This window comes from Micromonospora sp. NBC_01699 (genome assembly GCF_036250065.1).
Lineage (GTDB): Bacteria > Actinomycetota > Actinomycetes > Mycobacteriales > Micromonosporaceae > Micromonospora_G.
In genome coordinates this window covers 535,007-551,413 of sequence record NZ_CP109199.1, presented here as the reverse complement: position 1 = coordinate 551,413, position 16,407 = coordinate 535,007, and the positions used below count along the sequence as shown (strand labels likewise).

The window sequence follows — 16,407 nt, the reverse complement described above, 5'->3', positions numbered from 1 at the left end:
GTCAGCTCCCATGGGAACCCATCGTAGGCAGGTCACCCCGGCGGGAACCGCCGACCTTGGTCTCCACCCGCCGCAACGCCGTCTGGTAGTCGTCGTTCTCCGAATGCATCGCCGCCGCGATCCGCAGGTGCCGCAGCGCCTCCGGCGCCCGCCCGACCCGCTCCAGGGTCCGGCCCAGCACATGGTGCGCGTAGTGGTCACTCGGGTCACGGTCGACCAGCACCCGCAACTGCTCCTCGGCCCGGCCGAGCTGGGCCGACTGGAAGTACGCGCGAGCCAGCAGCTGCCGTACGGAGGTGTTCGTGGGCTCGGCCTCGACGATCGGCTCCAGCAACCGGGCCGCCCCGCTCGGGTCCCCGGTCTCGAAGAACATGGTCGCCCGCCGGTACTCAGCCAGAAGATCCATCAGACCTACCCCCTCGTCCCGTATCAACCAGTCCCCACTGACGCTGACACAACACCGCACGGATAGCGACTGTTCCCGTCGCCGTTCTCGCCCGCGCCAGCGCCCAGCCGCTCAGCCGGCGGAGATCGCCCAGGCCCGGACACCGCCGAGAATGCCCGCCGTGTTCGGTACCACCACCACGTCGTCGCCCATCCGGGCAAGCTGCTCCGGGCGGATCAGCCGCGAGTTGCCGCCGCCGAGATAGAGCCGGTCCCAGTGGAAGACCGGGCGCAGACCCTCGACGACCCCGCGTACCCGTCGGGACCAGAACCCGTCGCCCAGCCGGCGGCGTTCGTGCTCGCCGATGTAGGTGTCGTAGCTCATCCCCCAGCGCACCGGCGCCTGCGACAGCTCCAGGTGCGGGGCGAGCGTGCCGCCGTCGAACAGTGCGCAGCCCAGGCCGGTGCCGAGGGTGAGCACGAGTTCCGAGCCGGTCCCGGCGACCACCCCGGCGCCGTGTACCTCGGCGTCGTTGAGGACCAGCACCGGCAGGCCGAACGCGTCGGTGAGCGCGGTCCGGGCGTCGAAGCCGGACCACTCGGCGGTCAGCTCCGGGTCGGGTTTGGTCCGGGGGCCGGCGCGGGTGATGTAGTGCGGGGTCGCGACCACCACGCCGTGGCGCAGCATGCCGGGCATCCCGACGGTGACCCGGTCCGCCGCCGGCAGCTGTCCGCCGAGATCCACCAGGGTCTTGACGAAGAGCGCGGGCGGCAACGGGTACGGGGTCGGCACCCGGATCGGCCGGGCCCGCATCGTCCCCGCCTCGTCCAGCACCGACGCCTTCAACCCGCCGCCGCCGCAGTCGATCGCGAGAGTGGTCGCCACCGGCCCAGTCTGCCCCGACGCCGGCACCGCGCGCCGCCCGCCCGGCCGGATATGCCCGGCGATCGTGGCAGCCGGGCGGATAACATCGGCGTTCTCATGAGTGCCACGTTGATCGCCAAGGACCTGACCGCCGGACACGGGGACCGTGTCCTGTTCACCGGGCTGGACCTGGTCGTCGCCCCGGGCGACGTGATCGGGCTGGTCGGGGTGAACGGCGCCGGCAAGTCGACGCTGCTGCGTACCCTCGCCGGGCTTCAGCCGCCGGAACAGGGCACGGTGCAGCTCAACCCGCCCGGCGCAGGCGTCGGGCACCTGCCCCAGGAGCCGGAACGGCGGCCGGGCGAGGCCGTCCGGGACTTCCTGTCCCGGCGTACCGGGGTCAGTGCGGCGCAGGCCGCCCTGGACGAGGCCACCGAGGCGCTCACCGCCGGTTTGCCGGGCTCTGACGACGCGTACGCGACCGCGCTCGAACGCTGGCTCGCGCTCGGTGGGGCGGACCTCGACGAGCGGGCCGAGCAGGTGGCCGCCGAACTCGGGCTCACGGTCGACCTGGACGCCCCGATGACCACCCTCTCCGGTGGCCAGGCGGCCCGCGCCGGCATGGCCTCGCTGCTGCTCAGCCGGTACGACATCTTCCTGCTGGACGAGCCGACCAACGACCTCGACCTGGCCGGTCTGGACCGGCTGGAACGGTTCGTCACCGGTCTGCGGGCCGGCACCGTGCTGGTCAGCCACGACCGGGAGTTCCTCACCCGGACCGTCACCGCCGTGCTGGAACTCGACCTGGTGCAGCAGCAGGTGCGCCTCTTCGGTGGTGGTTACGCCGCCTACCTGGAGGAGCGGGAGGTGGCCCGCCGGCACGCCCGCGCCGACTACGACGAGTACGCCGACACCCGCGCCGGGCTGGAGGCGCGGGCGCGTACCCAGCGGGCCTGGATGGAGAAGGGCGTACGCAACGCCCGCCGCAAGGCACCGGACAACGACAAGATCGCCAAGCACATGCGCGGTGAGACGAGCGAGAAGCAGGCGGCGAAGGCCCGGCAGACCGAGAAGCTGATCGAACGGCTGGACGTGGTCGAGGAGCCACGCAAGGAGTGGGAGCTGCGGATGGAGATCACCGCCGCACCCCGCGCCGGTACGATCGTCGCCGCGCTGCGTGGCGCGGTGGTGGACCGGGGCGGCTTCACCCTCGGGCCGGTCGACCTCCAGATCGGCTGGGCCGAGAAGGTGGCGATCACCGGGGCCAACGGCGCCGGCAAGTCCACCCTGCTCGGCGCCCTGCTGGGGCGACTGCCGCTGGCCGCCGGGCACGCCTCGCTCGGGCCGGGGGTGGTGGTCGGCGAGGTCGACCAGGCCCGGGGACTGTTCCTCGGCGACCAGCCGCTGGTCGACGCGTTCGGCGCCGCCGTACCGGAACTGGCGCCGGCCGACGTACGGACCCTGCTGGCGAAGTTCGGGCTGCGGGCCGCGCACGTACTGCGCCCGGCGGCGACCCTGTCCCCGGGTGAGCGGACCCGGGCGGCGCTCGCCCTGCTCCAGGCCCGTGGGGTGAACCTGCTGGTGCTGGACGAGCCGACGAACCACCTCGACCTGACCGCGATCGAGCAGCTGGAATCGGCGCTGGACGCGTACCCGGGGACGTTGTTGCTGGTCACGCACGATCGCCGGATGCTTGCGGCGGTCCGGACCACCCGGCACGTCGAGGTCGACGGCGGCCGGGTGACCGAACGCTGACCCGGCCCCGGCGGGTCGCCGCCGTCTTCGCCTTGCCGACCTGCCGGAATAGACGACAATGAGCCCATGGTCCAGTTCGAGTACGCCTTGCTCGTACGGCGCCGGCAGGCCCGGCTAGAGGACACCGGTTGGGAACTCATCTACACCTGGTACGGCCCGGACGGCTCCATGCTCGACGTCTCGGCGTACGGCGAAACCGCGCTGGAGCACCTGAACCGGGCCGGGCTCCAGGGCTGGGACCTGGTCGCGGTCACCGACGACAGCTCGATGGAGGGCACCGCCGAGCTGCACCGATACCACCTGAAACGGGTGCTGCCGCCGACCCCGCCCCGGCAGCGGATCCGGGCCACCCGGCTGGGCCGCCGCCCCTCGCCCCGCTGACGCCGGCTCCTGCCGCCGCCGGAAAAGCGGTGGCGGCGGGGCATGGCCGGGCCGATCGTGGGTAGGCCGGGCCGGGAGGTGGGCCCATGGTCGCGTTGGCACGTACGGCGTCCTCCGGCGAGCGGCTGCGGGAGATCGACGGTTTCCTCACGCAGGCGTGCGCCGATCTGGCCGAGCACGACGATCGGATGCGCGGGGTGGCGGTCGACGTCCGCTTCGACCGGGGCGTGGCGCACCTGACCGGCGACGTCGCCGACCTGCGGCAACTGCGGCTGGTCAAGCAGTTGGTCGGGCGGTTCGACGGGGTGCTCGCGGTCTGGTCCCGGATCCGGGTCGGCGGCCGGGAACCGGTGGTGATGGACCTCGGCTGCGGCGCGGCGAAGCAGTACCCGGAGAACCTGGGCCTGGACCTGCGCCGGGCGGACGGGGTGGACGCCCAGGCGGACCTGTCCGGGGCGCTGCCGCTCGCCGACAACTCGATCGACGTGATCTTCACGGTGCACATCCTGGAGCACCTGATCGACTTCCTGTCCCTGGTCGACGAGTGCCACCGGGTGCTCCGGCCGGGCGGCACCCTGCACATCATGAGCCCCTGGTGGGGGCATGTGAACGCGGTCGCCGACCCGACCCACGTACGGCTGCTGGACGTACAGACGATCAAGGGGATCTGCTCGCGGCCACCGGGCACCCCGCGCTGGTACCCGCTGCACGCCGGCTGCGACGGCGCGTCGATCTTCGCCGACCTGACCCCGCTGGAGCCCGGCGACCCGGAGCCCACGAGCAGCCACCTGGCCCGCTTCTTCGAGTGAACGACTCCCCCGGAGTCACCGCGTGCCGGCCGTGAGAGGCTGGTCGGGCCAGGGAGTCGTACCGCACCAGAGGGGACGTACGCGGCATGCCCAAGCTGCACGTCATCATCGCCAGCACCCGCCCCGGCCGGATCGGTCTGCCGGTCGGCGAGTGGTTCTTCGACCGCGCGGCCAAGCACGGCGCCTTCGACGTGGAGCTGATCGACCTGGCCGAGTTGAACCTGCCGATGATGGACGAGCCGAACCATCCCCGGATGCGCCGGTACGAGGGCCAGCACGCCCTGGACTGGAGCGCGAAGATCGACGCCGGGGACGCGTACGTGCTGGTGATGCCGGAGTACAACTACGGCTACACGGCGCCACTGAAGAACGCCATCGACTACCTGCACAACGAGTGGCAGTACAAGCCGATCGGCCTGGTCAGCTACGGCGGGATCGCCGCCGGTACCCGAGCCCAGCAGCAGATCAAGCCGGTTTTGCTGGCGCTGAAGATGGTGCCGCTGAACGAGTCGGTCATGATCCCGTTCGTGATGTCCCTGCGCAGCGAGGACGGGACCGAGATCCGGCCGACCGAGCAGATGGAGACCCAGGCGACGGCGCTGCTCGACGAGCTGGCCCGGTGGGCGCTGGCGCTCAAGCCGATGCGCGAGATCCCCTCCGCCTGACCCGTACCGCCTCGATCGTCGGGCACCCTGTCGGAACGTTCGCATCCGTGCTTCGATCGGGGCATGACGATGCGTGACGTGATGGTGGTCGAACGTGACCGTAGGACGACACTCATCCGTCGACTGTGGATTCGCGCGGATAGCATCCGTCCGTGACCCCGAACTCGCGGCGGCTGTCCGCCCTGCTGAAGCCGCTTCGGAGTTGGGCGCCGGCACTGGTCCTGGTGGCAGCCGTGGTCGTGGCCACCGGGATCGTGGCCATCGGGCTGCGCGGTTCGCCGACCACACCGTCCAGGGCGGTGCTGGTCTCCAGCGGCTCGTGGGCACCGTTCGTCGGCCCCGAGCTGCCCTCCGGCGGACCGGTCACCCGGTTGGTGGTCGAGGTGCTGAGCCGGTCCGGTTACTCCCCCGAGGTCAGGTACACCTCCTGGTCGCTGGCCGAGGAGCAGGTCGCCGCCGGCGCCACCGTCGGAGCGTTCCCGCTGGTGGGTAGCGAGTCCCGGCGTACCGACTTCCTGCTCTCCGACCCGCTGGTCGACTTCGAGTACGTGCTGTTCTACAACCGCCGCAACGGCGAACCGACCGTCTCGTCCGCCGCCGACCTGGGCGCGCTGCGGGTCGGCGCCATCGACGGGTACGACTACTGGGGCGAACTGGAGTCGGCGGTTGACGAATTCGTGCGGTTCGGATCCGCCCTGGAGGGCTTCCGGGCGCTCGCCGACGGCCGGATAGACGTGCTCGCCGAGGGGCTGCTCTCCGGCCGGGCGGTGCTCGCCGACCCGTCCTTCGCCGGTGACGCCGCGGACTTCGGCCACCTGCCGGGCGACAACCCGCTGGTGCACTCGATGGAGGGCCTGTACTTCATGATGGCGGACAGCAACGAGGCCGCCACGGTGATGGCCAGGTTCAACGCGACGCTGGCGAAAATGCGCCAGAGCCAGGAGTACGAGGACATCGTCGCCGACCTCGAACCGTCCGGGCGACGCGAGGTGACCCTGATCCCGGTCGGCGGGACGGGTCTGGTGGAACTCCTGGACCAGGACGGCAAACTGGTGCTGCTCGCCCCGAAGGGCACCCGCGCACAGGTGCTGGCCTGGCCCGAGGCGTTCGGCGCGAGCCCCGGCCCGCCGCCGGATCGGATCCTGGTCCGGGTGAAGGTCACCAACGGGCCGGCGCAGGGCCGGGTGCTGCACGTCGACGCCCGCGCCCTGCTGCTCGGTACGGAGCCGTCGTGATCCAGCTCCGGATCCTGGCCCCGGTGGTGGTCGACTACTACGCCGTACCCGGGGCCTCCCTGCGCGACCCGCAGGGGTACGCGCGCTTCTGGGCCGACCAGCAGCCGGCGGTGGACGAACTGCTGGCGGAACGGGCGCCGGACGACGTACCACCGGATGGACCCCGACGGTCCCCGACCGTGGTGCTGGAACACACCCGGCCGACGAGTTCGCTGAACCTCTACCGCGTGATCAGCGACCACGCCGTCGAACGCACCATGCACGTCCTCACCGGCACGCTCTACCCCGAGCACCTGCCGGGCGAGTTCGTCGGCGTCACCACCGCCCCGCACGCCGGGGTCACCGAGATCAGCTTCCGGCTCTACGACCACGGCCTGATGCTGCTGGAGATGCTGGCCGACGTCGACCCACGGCCCACCGAGGACCCCGCCGGCCTGGCCGGGCGTCTCGACCAACTCCAGGCCGCGGCGGTGGCGATGGGTGAACGGGTGGCGCGGGAGACGGTCACCCGGTACCTGGATCCGGTGCTGCGCCTGCTCCGGCGGGCCGACCGGGACGGCCGGATCCTGGTGGCGGCGACGCCGGAGGAGGACCCGCTGACGGCGGAGTTCGGCGAACCGCTCTGGGTCACCCGCAGCCTCGTACTGGATCCGGCGCAGCCGGGGGCCGACGCGGTCACCCGGCACTGGGTCAAGGACGTGGTGCTGGCCGGTGACGTCCGCAGCCCGGCGGACCGGCTGCTGGCCGGCGATCTGGAGCACCTGGTCCGCTGGCTGAACTACATTTTCATGGACCGCACCGGGGCAGGCGGCCGGATGCTGCCCGGCGACCCGTTCCGGGACCAGTGGGACGCGCTGCGCTACGCGCAGGTGTTCTACGGCACGCTGGACCGGATCGACACCCGGCTGTCGAAGATCCTCGCTGATTCGGCGGCGGTGGCCGCCTCCCGGTGGGAGCTCGACCAGCTCAGGGGGCAGCTGTTGAGCCTGAGCCAGCGGGCCGAGCTGATCATCATGGAGCGGCAGGATCTCTCGAAGTACCTCAAGCGCGCGGTACGGGTGGAGATGGACGCGATCCTGGAGTTCTGGGACTACGACGGCCTCCTGGCCCAACCCGTACGGTTCAAGATCGAGATCTGCGACCGTCGGCTCGCCGAACTGGCCGCCCGGCGTACGGCTCGGTCCGGGATGTTCACCGACCTGATCCTGCTGGGCATCGGCGTGACGTCCATCCTCGCCACGGCGCTCGCGGTGACCGAGTTCGGGCGGTCGATGGCCAACGACCCGGACATGGCCGCATACGACCTGGGTCGTTCGTCCATGGTGGAGTGGGTCGCCGCGCAGCCGGCGGACGCCATCCTGATCGCGTCCGGGGTGGTGTCACTGCTACTGGTGATCATGTACCTGTTCTTCCGCCGCGACCGGGCCTGACGGACGCGATCGGACCCGATGAGAACAGCTCTGCGCAGCCGCCCGATCCGTACGCTGACGATCACCCAGTTCCTGCTCGAAGTGCAGTTCTGGTTCCCCATCTGGCTGATCTACCTGCTCGACCTCGGTTTCCCGCTGACCACCGCCGTGCTCGCCGATGGGGTGTTCCGGATCGTCTCGGTCATCTGCGAGTTCCCGGTGGGTCTGGTCGCCGACCGGATCGGGCGACGGCGTACCTACCTGGCGCTGGCCGGCGCCACGGTGCTGACCTTCACCGCCATCACGCAGATCGACTCGGTGCGGGTGCTGTTCGGCGCATGGGTGCTCTGGGGTGTGCTGTGGGCGCTGTCGTCCGGCGCGGCCAGTACCTACCTCTACGAACTGTGCGCCCAAGACGAGCTCGACATCGATCCGGCCAGGGCGTTCGGACTCGTACGGGCGGTCGGCAACGGGTCCGTACTCGTCTCGCTGCTGGCGGCTGGTTATCTCTACGAGGTGGACCACCGGCTGCCGTTCACCGTCACCGCCGTACTGGCCGGGGTGGCGTTCCTGCTCGCGTACACGCTGCCGGAGATCGCCGGTTCACGGGTGGTCGCCACCCTCGGCTCGGTGCTGGCGGACATCCGGGCGGCGGCGGCCAACCCCCGCGTACGGCGTGCCGTGTGGCTCGGCGGCCTGCTGCTGCTGTTCGGCTGGAGCGCCCGCATCCTGTTCCAGCCCCTGGCCCTCGAACTGGGCCTGTCCGCGCAGGTCACCGGCTGGATGTACGGGGTGTTCGCGGCCGCCTCGGTGTTCGGCGGGCTGGTCGCCGGATACGTCCGGCCGGTGCACCGCCCGACGGCACTGGCCACGGCGTTCCTGCTCATCCTGGCCGCGCTGGTGGCGACCAACCAGGTGGACTGGCTCGGCCCGTTCCTGTTCCTGCCGCTGATGGGATTCGGGTACACCCTCGGCCTGACGGTGCTGGAGGTCTTCACCAACGAGGTCACCCCGCGAGCCGTACGCGCGACGATCTTCGGGGTGGTCGCGTGTGTCGGCGGGGTCGGCATCGCCGTGGCCCGGCCCGGTCTCGGGGTGCTGGCCGCGCAGCACTCCACATCCTTCGCGTTCGGGATCTGGGCCGGCGTCGGTGTGCTGCTCGTCGGCCTGGCCGTACCGGGAATTCGCCGGATCCGGGCCGACGCGCCCGTCCTACCCCCGGTCGCCGAGCGGTGACGACCCGACGGGCGCCGACCACCGCAGCCGGCTCTCGACCACGAGCGCGGTCGCACAGAGCAGGTCCTCAGCGAAGGCGGGCCCGACCAGTTGCAGGCTCGGCGGTACGGCCGCGCTCGTAAACACGGCCGCGCCCGGCGGTACGACTGCGCCCGGCGGTACGACTGCGCCCGGCGGTACGACTGCGCCCGGCACCGGGATCGGCGGTGGCGCCGGAATCGGCAGCGCGATGGCGGGCAGGCCGGCGAGGTTGACGGGTGCGGTCAGTGCGGTGAGCGGGAAGCCGGCGAAGTCGGTCGACAGCGGTGGCGGTGCAACCAGCGTCGGCAGGGCCAGCAGGTCGACCTCGGCCAGGGCCGAGGCCAGCTCCGCCCGCCAGGCCCGCTGCACGGACCTCGCCTCGGCCAACTGCTCCACGCTCACCGCGCTGCCCGCGCGAAGTGCCCCGTTGGCGAGCGGGCTCATCCCGTCCGCGTCGAGCAGGGCATGGTGGGCCTGCCAGAACTCGCTGATCACGATGGTGTCGAAGGCGGCGTGGGTGGCGTTCCACCCGTCCAGCCGTACGGCGCGAACGCTGAACCCGGCGACGTCGAGCGCGGCGTCGACGGCCCGCTCGTAGGCGGGATCCACCCCATCGATCCGCAGCCGGCCGACGGTACGGGCGGCCGCGGGAGCGACGGTCCAGGCCGGTTCGAGCAACCGCATCCCGGTGACGACACCGGCCACGTCCCGGGCGAGCGGGCCGACCGTGTCGAGGCTGCGGGCCAGCGGCCACACCCCGTCGGTCGGGATCCGCCCCCAGGTGGTCTTGAGGCCGACGACGCCACAGCAGGCGGCCGGGATGCGGACCGAGCCACCGGTGTCCGTACCCAGGGCGAGGTCGGCCTCGGCGGTCGCGACCGCCACCGCGCTGCCGCTGGACGAACCGCCGGGGATGCGATCCGGTGCCAGCGGATTGACCGGGGTGCCGAACAGGGCGTTGTCGCCGACCGGGCTCAGACACAGCTCGGTCAGGTTGGTCTTCCCGACTATGCGGGCGCCGGCCGCCCGTACGCCGGCCAGGCAGGCGGCGTCGGCGACGGCGGGCACAGCCAGGTCACGTACGGCCGCACAGCCCGCGGTGGTGACCGTGCCGGCCACGTCGATGGCGTCCTTGACCGCCACCCGCAGCGTGCCGTCGTCGGGATCGGTGCCCGGTCCGAACCGCTCGATCCAGGTCACCATGCGAGGAAGGTACTGCGGCCCGCTCGTGCCGAGCCAGCCGTTTTCCCGCCCGCCCGGAGGGTCACCGGGGACCGGTTTGTTCAGAACGAGCAGTTGACGAGGTCGCACTCCGGGTTCAGGCGGACGTCGTACCGGGCTTCGACACCGTCGCGGATGTGCGCGGCGAACTTCATCACGTCCGCGGTCGTGGCGCCGCCCCGGTTGGTCAGCGCGAGCGCGTGTCGGCTGGACAGGGCGACGGTCCCGTTGCCCCAGTCCCGGCCGTAGCCGGGCGGGAAGCCGGCGTGCTGGATCAGCCAGGCCGCGGAGAGCTTGGTCCCCTTGATGTCCGGGTGACTCGGTGCCTCGGCGGCGCGCCGGGGCACCTCGGCGAGCACCGGGTTGATGAAGAACGAGCCCACGCTCCAGGTGTCGTGGTCGTCGGGGTTCAGCACCATCCCCCGCTCGCGGCGCTGCGCGATGACGGCCTCGCGTACGTCCGCCGGGGCGGCGGTACCGCCGACCTCGATGCCCAACCGCTCGGCGACCTGGGGAAAGGTGACCGGGTTCGACTGGCCGTCGCGGCGCAGGCGCAGCGTCACGTCGAGCACCACCCAGCGGTCGCTGTGCTTGAACACCGACTGCCGGTGGCTGCCGAACCCGCACTGCTCGGGGAGCCAGCGCTCCACCGAGCCGGTCTCCCGGTCGTAGACGGTGAGCGCGTCGAGCACGTCCGAGGTGAGGCTGCCGTACGCGCCCACGTTCTGCACCGGTGTACCGCCGACCGAGCCCGGAATCCCGGACAGGGCCTCGATGCCGGCGAGCCCCTCCCCCACCACCGTCTTGACCAGTTCGTCCCATTCGACCCCGGCGGCGGCGGTGACCAGGTCACCGTCGATGTCGAGCTCGGACGACGCCATCTTGATCACGGTGTCCGGCCAGCCCACATCCCCGACGACGAGGTTCGACCCGCCGCCCATCACCAGCAGTGGATCTCCGGCGCCGCCGGCGGCGCCGAGCAGCTCGATGGCGTGCGGAACGCTGGTGGCGACGTGCAGCCGCCCTACCGGGCCGCCGATCCGCATGGTGGTCAGGTCAGCAAACGTGGTGGTCACGGCTGCATAGCTTACCGAGCGGCCCAGTACGGGTACCGGGCATCGGACCCGTAGCCCTCGCCAGCCGGTGGACGCTCACGCCGACCCCGGCCGAGGGGCACACGGGACCGGGCGGGCGGGAAGCACGAACGAGTGGCGGGTAGTAGTGGACGGGGCACCGGAGGAGTGGGGGATGCTGGGTCGGTGCAGATCACAATCCTCGGCCCGCTAGCCGTCGACGGCCAGCCGGTTCGGGGCGAGCGGCTAGCGGCGGTGGTCCGCGAGCTCGTCGGCGCGCGCGGACGGGCGGTGTCCACGGCGGCACTGGTCGAGGCCGTCTGGGACGGCACCCCGCCCGACGACGCGACCGGGGCCGTACAGGCGCTCGTGTCCCGGGTGCGGCGCCTCGGGCTGCCCGTGGTCGCCGTGCCGGGGGGATATCGCGTCCCGCCCGAGCGGGTCGAGGTCGACGCCGTCGAGGCCCGCGCGCTGACCGAACGGGCGCGGAACGTCCTGCGTACGGGTAATCCGGACAGCGCGCGCCGGCTGGCCGACCAGGCCCGTGCCCTGTTCCCCGAGGTCCCCGAGCTGGGCAGCGCCGAAGACACCCGACTGTTCACGGATATCGTCACGCTGCGCGCCCAGGCTGCGCTCGCCGGCTCCGGGTCGTACGACGAGGCCGATCTGCGCCGGCTCGTCGCCCGTACGCCGCCGGATGAACCGTCGGCCGCGCTGCTGGTACGCGTACTGGCCGCCCAGGGGCGGGACGCGGAGGCGTTGGAGGTGGTCGAACGGCTCCGCGCCGAACTGGCCGAGCGGTACGGCACCGACCCGTCGCCGGTGATCGCCCAGGTCCACCTGGCCCTGCTGCGCGGAGAACTCGCCGGCCCGGCCGTCGTGGAAACACCCCACCGGCCGACCACGATCGCCCTGCCCGCCGCGTGGCGCCGCTCCGCGACCGCCCTCGTCGGGCGGGAGCGGGACGTGGCCGAGGTGACCGGCGCGCTGATCGACGCCCCGCTGGTGAGCATCGTCGCGACCGGTGGCGCGGGCAAGACCCGGCTCGCCGCGGAGGTCGCCCGACGCGCGGCGGCCGCCGGGCGGACCGTACGCGTGATCGAGCTCGCGGGGCTGCGCGCGCCGGACGAGGTGCTGCCCACGGTGCTCGCGGCCCTCGGCGGCGCCGACACCTCCGCGACCGGGGCCAACCTGGGTCTCGACCGGCGGGTACTCAGCCCCGAGGAACGGTTGCGGACGATCGCGCCCGACCTCGACGGGCTGGTGGTGCTGGACAACTGCGAGCACGTCCTCGACGCCGTGGCCGTCGTCGTCGCGGACCTGCTCACGGCGGCCGCGCCGGAGGTCGCGGTGCTCGCGACGAGCCGGGCCCCGCTGGGACTGGTCGGCGAACTGGTCCACCGGCTGACGGCGTTGCCGGACGCGGACGCCCTCGGGCTGGTCGAGACGCGCGCGCGAGCCGGCGGAGCGGTGCCGACCTGGGACACCGAGCGCGCGCTCACCCTGTGCCACCGGCTGGACAACCTGCCGCTGGCCCTCGAACTCGCCGCGGCGCGGCTGCGCCACATGCCGATCGACGACGTACTCGCCGGCCTGACCGACCGGTTCGCGCTGCTCGACGACGCGTTGCGGGGGCTGCCGGAGCGGCACGCGAGCCTGTGGGCGATGGTCGACTGGAGCCACGAACTGCTCGCCCCCGGCGACCGTGAGCTGCTACAACGCCTCGCGGTCATCCCGGCACCGTTCACCGCCGACCTCGCCGCCGCGGTCACCCAAACCCCGGACGTACGGCGCGGGCTGGCAACACTGGTCGAACAGTCCCTGCTGACCCTGGTCGAGGGCGACGGGCCACCCCGTTACCGAATGCTCGAAACCGTCCGCGAGTACGGCGAGGCCCGGCTCGACGCCGCCGGCAACCGGGAACCGGCGATGGCCGGACTGGTCAACTGGGCCAGGGAACAGTCCGTCGCGCTCGCCGCCCAGCTCATCGGCAGCGGCCAACTCGCCGCGTTCGCGCGCTGCGCCACCGAGCAGGACAACCTGATCGCGGGCCTGCGCTGGGCGCTCGGGCGGGACGACGAACCCGCCTCGATCGACATCGCCATCGCGCTGTTCCACCTGTGGGCCGTACGCGGCCTGCACCTCGAAGTCACCGGCTGGGCCCGTGCACTCCTGCACGCCGACGAACCGGAGCTGCGGCGGCGCTCGGCGATCCTGGGCGGGCGGGCCACCGGCAGGCCGCTGCCCAATGCCGACCGGCTCGCCTGGATCTGCCTGCTGATCAGTGTCAACGCCGGCATCACCGGCCCGCTCCGGGTGGCCGCACTCGCCCGGCGGGCGTTGCGGACCCTGTTCGCGGAGCGGCCCGGTGAGGTCTCGCCGAGGCGGACCGTACTCGCGTCGGCACTGCCCGGGTTCGACAAGTTCGACCTGGAGCAGAACATGAAGGGCGCCGAGGAGATGATCTCCCACCCGGACCCGTACGTGCAGGGGCTTGGCCTGTTCGCCCGCGCCGCCGTACGGGAGAACGGCGGCATGCCCGAGGCGTCGATCGCCGACGCCGAGCAGGCGTACCGCCTGTTCGAGGTGGCCGGCGACCACTGGGGCATGGCGGTCGCGGCGCAGGCCGTCGGGCAGTTCGGCAACTGGCAGGGCGACCCGCAGACCACCGAGTGGCTGACCCGGGGCGTACGGCACATGGACCTGCTCGGTGCGACGCAGGACGCCCGGTCGATCCGGGTGGTGCTGGACGTGCAGCTGGCCCTGGCCGGCGACCCGGAGGCGGAGCACCGGTTGCGGGAGACGGCGACGGCGGGTCCGGCCGGGGAGATGGACACCGCGCAGACGTACCTCGGGCTGGCCCACCTCGCCTGGCAGCGCGAGCGGTACGACGAGACGGTCGCCTACGCCGACCTGGTGGCCCGGTCCGCCGCCGGGTTCGACGAGCTGCCGTCGCAGCCGCGCATCATGTTCCGGGTGGCGGCCGCGATCCTCTACCTGAGGGTGGCCGAAGTGCGGCCGAACTCGGCCGACGACTCCGACGCCCGCGCGGCCACGCTGTTGGCGCTCACCCGCGACGAGGCGCTGGCCGGGCACGACCTTCCCCTGGTCGGGGCATGGGCGCTGGGCGGTGCCGCGCTGGCCGCGCACCGGGGCGATCTTCCGACCGCGCGCGAACTGTGGGTGCTGGGAGGCCGGATCGGGGCCAACCTCGGCCGGCTGTTCCCGCCCGGCGACGGCGAACGGCTCACCGCCGCCCTCGGGAACGAGGAGCAGCGTGAGCCGTTGCTCGATGCGTGGCGGGAGCGGCCGGTCCGGGCCGTCGGTGCCCGCATCCGGGAACTGATGGACGACCTGCTCGCCTAGCCTTTCTTCCGGTACGCGCGTCAGACCTTCTTGCGGTAGGCGCGCAGTGCCAGTGGCATGAAGACCGCCACGAAACCGGCGCACCAGGCAAGGGTCCACCAGACGTGCGAGCCGACCGGCGTACCGAGGAACAGTCCGCGTACCGCCGCCACCAGGTGGGTCATCGGGTTGACGTCGACGAACGCCTGCATCCAACCGGGCAGCGTGTCGGCGCTGACGAACACGTTGGACGCGAAACTCAGCGGCATGATCAGGGCAAACATCAGACCCTGTACGGCACCCGGTGTGCGTACCTTCATGCCGACGAAGACCGGCAGCCAGCTCAGGCAGAGTGCGAACAGCACCGCGAGCAGGCAGCCCGCGATCGCGCTCAACGGGCCGGAGTCGATCCGGAAGCCGAGCAGGTAACCGATCGCGAGGGTCGAGATCGTGACGATCACGTACCGGACGACGTCGCCGAGGACCGCGCCGAGCAGGGGTGCGGAACGCGGGATCGGCAGCGAACGGAACCGGTCGAAAATGCCCTTGGCGATGTCGGTGTTGAGGTTGACGCCGATCGCGATGCTGCCCGTCGCGATAGTCTGGGCCAGGATGCCCGGCAGCAGAAATTGCAGGTAATCATGGGTCGAGCCGGCAACCGCGCCGCCGAAAATGTAGACGAAGATAATGAGGAACAGCACCGGCTGCAACGTGACGTCGATCAGTGCTTCGGGCGTACGCCAGGTTTTTATCAGGCTTCTTTTTGCGAGTGCGAGCGAGTGCCGGACCAGCCGAAATGGTCGCGGATTCGGGGCCACCGCCGACAACACACTGCTGGCTCTCGGGGCTGATTCGACCATCGTGCTCATGCCGCCACCTCCTTGATCTTCGTGGAACCCTCGGTCCCGGTAGTGGTCGTGGTCTTGGTCTTGGTCGTGTCGTCGGCGGACGCGGTGCGGCCGGTGAGGCTGAAGAACACCTCGTCCAGGCTCGGCAGGTGCAGGGACAGTTCGGTGACACCGATCCGGGCGGCGGCGAACCGGGCGACGCTCTCGGTCAAGGCCGCGTCGTCGGTGACCGGCACCGCCAGCACGCCCTTGCGGATCTCGTCGGCCCGGGCACCCGAGGACACCTCGGACAGAATCGCGGCGGTCCGGTCAAGGTCCACCGGGTCCGACGGCCGCACCTCAAGGGTCTGGCCACCGACGACCCGCTTGAGCCCCTCCGGCGTGTCGTACGCGATCACCCGGCCGTGATCGATCACCGTGATCGCGTCCGCGAGCGCGTCCGCCTCCTCCAGATACTGCGTGGTGAGCAGCACGGTCGCCCCGTTCGTCACCAATGACCGCACCACGTCCCACATGTCCTCGCGCTTGGCCGGGTCGAGTCCCGTCGTCGGCTCGTCGAGGAAAATCACGTCCGGGGAGCCGACCAGACTCGCGGCCAGGTCCAGCCGCCGCCGCATCCCACCCGAGTACGTCTTCGCCGGCCGGTTGGCGGCGTCGGTCAGGTCGAACCATTCGAGCAGTTCGGCGGCCCGGCGGCGGGACCCGGCCCGCCCGAGTTCGAGCAGCGTGCCGAACAGTTCCAGGTTCTGCCGGCCGGTCAGGTCCTCGTCAACGGAGGCGTACTGGCCGGTGAGACCGATCACCTGCCGGACCCGCTCCGCGTCCCGTACGACGTCGAAGCCGCTGATCCGAGCCGTGCCGCCGTCCGGGACCAGGAGCGTGGAGAGAATGCGTACGGCGGTCGTCTTGCCTGCACCGTTCGGACCGAGCACCCCGAGCACCGTCCCCCGAGGTACGGCCAGGTCCACGCCCTGTAGCGCCCTCGTCTTCCCGAATTGCTTGACGAGGCCCTCTGCCTCGATCACCAGATCTGCTGTCATGCCGACCAGGTTGCAAGGCCCGGCTGACACCGCCCCGACACGCCACCGACACCGAGTTGATCTGGTGTCACGACCGTGGCGGCGCCCTCGGAGTCGAGCCCGCCTGCTGACGTTGGTCAG

At 71.7% G+C, this 16,407-nt stretch carries 14 protein-coding genes; 8 read left to right on the top strand and 6 right to left on the bottom strand.

From position 1 onward, the window contains the following. Nucleotide 1: 1 nt before the first annotated feature. Together OG792_RS02460 and OG792_RS02455 are read right to left on the bottom strand one after the other, a co-directional pair. Nucleotides 2-406, bottom strand: coding sequence for a tetratricopeptide repeat protein (locus OG792_RS02460; protein ID WP_329106946.1), 405 nt, complete (start codon nucleotides 404-406; stop codon nucleotides 2-4). Nucleotides 407-517: 111 nt separating this feature from the next. After that, the gene (locus OG792_RS02455) at nucleotides 518-1,270 is read right to left on the bottom strand and encodes an ROK family protein (RefSeq protein WP_329106944.1); all 753 of its coding nucleotides are present in this window, start codon (nucleotides 1,268-1,270) and stop codon (nucleotides 518-520) included. Nucleotides 1,271-1,366: 96 nt separating this feature from the next. On the opposite strand from OG792_RS02455, the gene OG792_RS02450 reads away from it, so the two are divergent. The 7 genes from OG792_RS02450 to OG792_RS02420 all read left to right on the top strand — a co-directional run bounded on the left by OG792_RS02450 (nucleotide 1,367) and on the right by OG792_RS02420 (nucleotide 8,739). Then, entirely contained in the window at nucleotides 1,367-3,004 is a 1,638-nt protein-coding gene (locus OG792_RS02450; RefSeq protein ID WP_329106943.1) for an ABC-F family ATP-binding cassette domain-containing protein, read from the top strand. Nucleotides 3,005-3,070: 66 nt separating this feature from the next. Then, nucleotides 3,071-3,385 carry a hypothetical protein gene (locus OG792_RS02445; RefSeq protein ID WP_329106942.1) on the top strand — a complete coding sequence of 105 codons (315 nt, stop codon included), beginning with the start codon at nucleotides 3,071-3,073 and terminating at the stop codon, nucleotides 3,383-3,385. Between the two features lie 86 nt (nucleotides 3,386-3,471). Further along, complete coding sequence (locus OG792_RS02440; RefSeq protein ID WP_329106941.1) at nucleotides 3,472-4,194, top strand: methyltransferase domain-containing protein; 723 nt, start codon at nucleotides 3,472-3,474, stop codon at nucleotides 4,192-4,194. A gap of 86 nt (nucleotides 4,195-4,280) precedes the next feature. Then, nucleotides 4,281-4,859, top strand: a complete 579-nt coding sequence (locus OG792_RS02435; RefSeq protein WP_329106939.1) for an NADPH-dependent FMN reductase — start codon at nucleotides 4,281-4,283, stop codon at nucleotides 4,857-4,859. Nucleotides 4,860-5,011: 152 nt separating this feature from the next. Next, nucleotides 5,012-6,094: a substrate-binding periplasmic protein gene (locus tag OG792_RS02430; RefSeq protein ID WP_329106937.1), complete on the top strand. Its 1,083-nt coding sequence runs from the start codon at nucleotides 5,012-5,014 to the stop codon at nucleotides 6,092-6,094. Beyond that, nucleotides 6,091-7,524, top strand: a complete 1,434-nt coding sequence (locus OG792_RS02425) for a hypothetical protein (protein ID WP_329106935.1) — start codon at nucleotides 6,091-6,093, stop codon at nucleotides 7,522-7,524. Before OG792_RS02430 ends, OG792_RS02425 begins: the two co-directional genes overlap by 4 nt. A gap of 18 nt (nucleotides 7,525-7,542) precedes the next feature. Beyond that, complete coding sequence (locus OG792_RS02420) at nucleotides 7,543-8,739, top strand: MFS transporter (RefSeq protein ID WP_329106933.1); 1,197 nt, start codon at nucleotides 7,543-7,545, stop codon at nucleotides 8,737-8,739. Here the strand turns inward: OG792_RS02420 and OG792_RS02415 are convergent. Both OG792_RS02415 and OG792_RS02410 read right to left on the bottom strand, forming a co-directional pair. Further along, nucleotides 8,716-9,963 (bottom strand): amidase, encoded by a 1,248-nt coding sequence (locus OG792_RS02415; RefSeq protein WP_329106931.1) that lies wholly within the window; start codon nucleotides 9,961-9,963, stop codon nucleotides 8,716-8,718. The two genes, OG792_RS02420 and OG792_RS02415, sit on opposite strands and share 24 nt — an antisense overlap. Nucleotides 9,964-10,043: 80 nt before the next feature. After that, complete coding sequence (locus tag OG792_RS02410; RefSeq protein WP_329106929.1) at nucleotides 10,044-11,057, bottom strand: UDP-N-acetylmuramate dehydrogenase; 1,014 nt, start codon at nucleotides 11,055-11,057, stop codon at nucleotides 10,044-10,046. A gap of 183 nt (nucleotides 11,058-11,240) precedes the next feature. Here OG792_RS02410 and OG792_RS02405 point away from each other — a divergent pair, with 183 nt between their 5' ends. Further along, the gene (locus OG792_RS02405) at nucleotides 11,241-14,420 is read left to right on the top strand and encodes a BTAD domain-containing putative transcriptional regulator (RefSeq protein ID WP_329106927.1); all 3,180 of its coding nucleotides are present in this window, start codon (nucleotides 11,241-11,243) and stop codon (nucleotides 14,418-14,420) included. A gap of 20 nt (nucleotides 14,421-14,440) precedes the next feature. Here the strand turns inward: OG792_RS02405 and OG792_RS02400 are convergent, their stop codons facing one another. After that, nucleotides 14,441-15,268 (bottom strand): ABC transporter permease, encoded by an 828-nt coding sequence (locus OG792_RS02400; RefSeq protein WP_329106925.1) that lies wholly within the window; start codon nucleotides 15,266-15,268, stop codon nucleotides 14,441-14,443. Continuing rightward, nucleotides 15,265-16,287, bottom strand: coding sequence for an ATP-binding cassette domain-containing protein (locus tag OG792_RS02395; protein ID WP_329106923.1), 1,023 nt, complete (start codon nucleotides 16,285-16,287; stop codon nucleotides 15,265-15,267). The genes OG792_RS02400 and OG792_RS02395 overlap by 4 nt, the downstream gene beginning before the upstream one ends. Nucleotides 16,288-16,407: the final 120 nt, after the last annotated feature.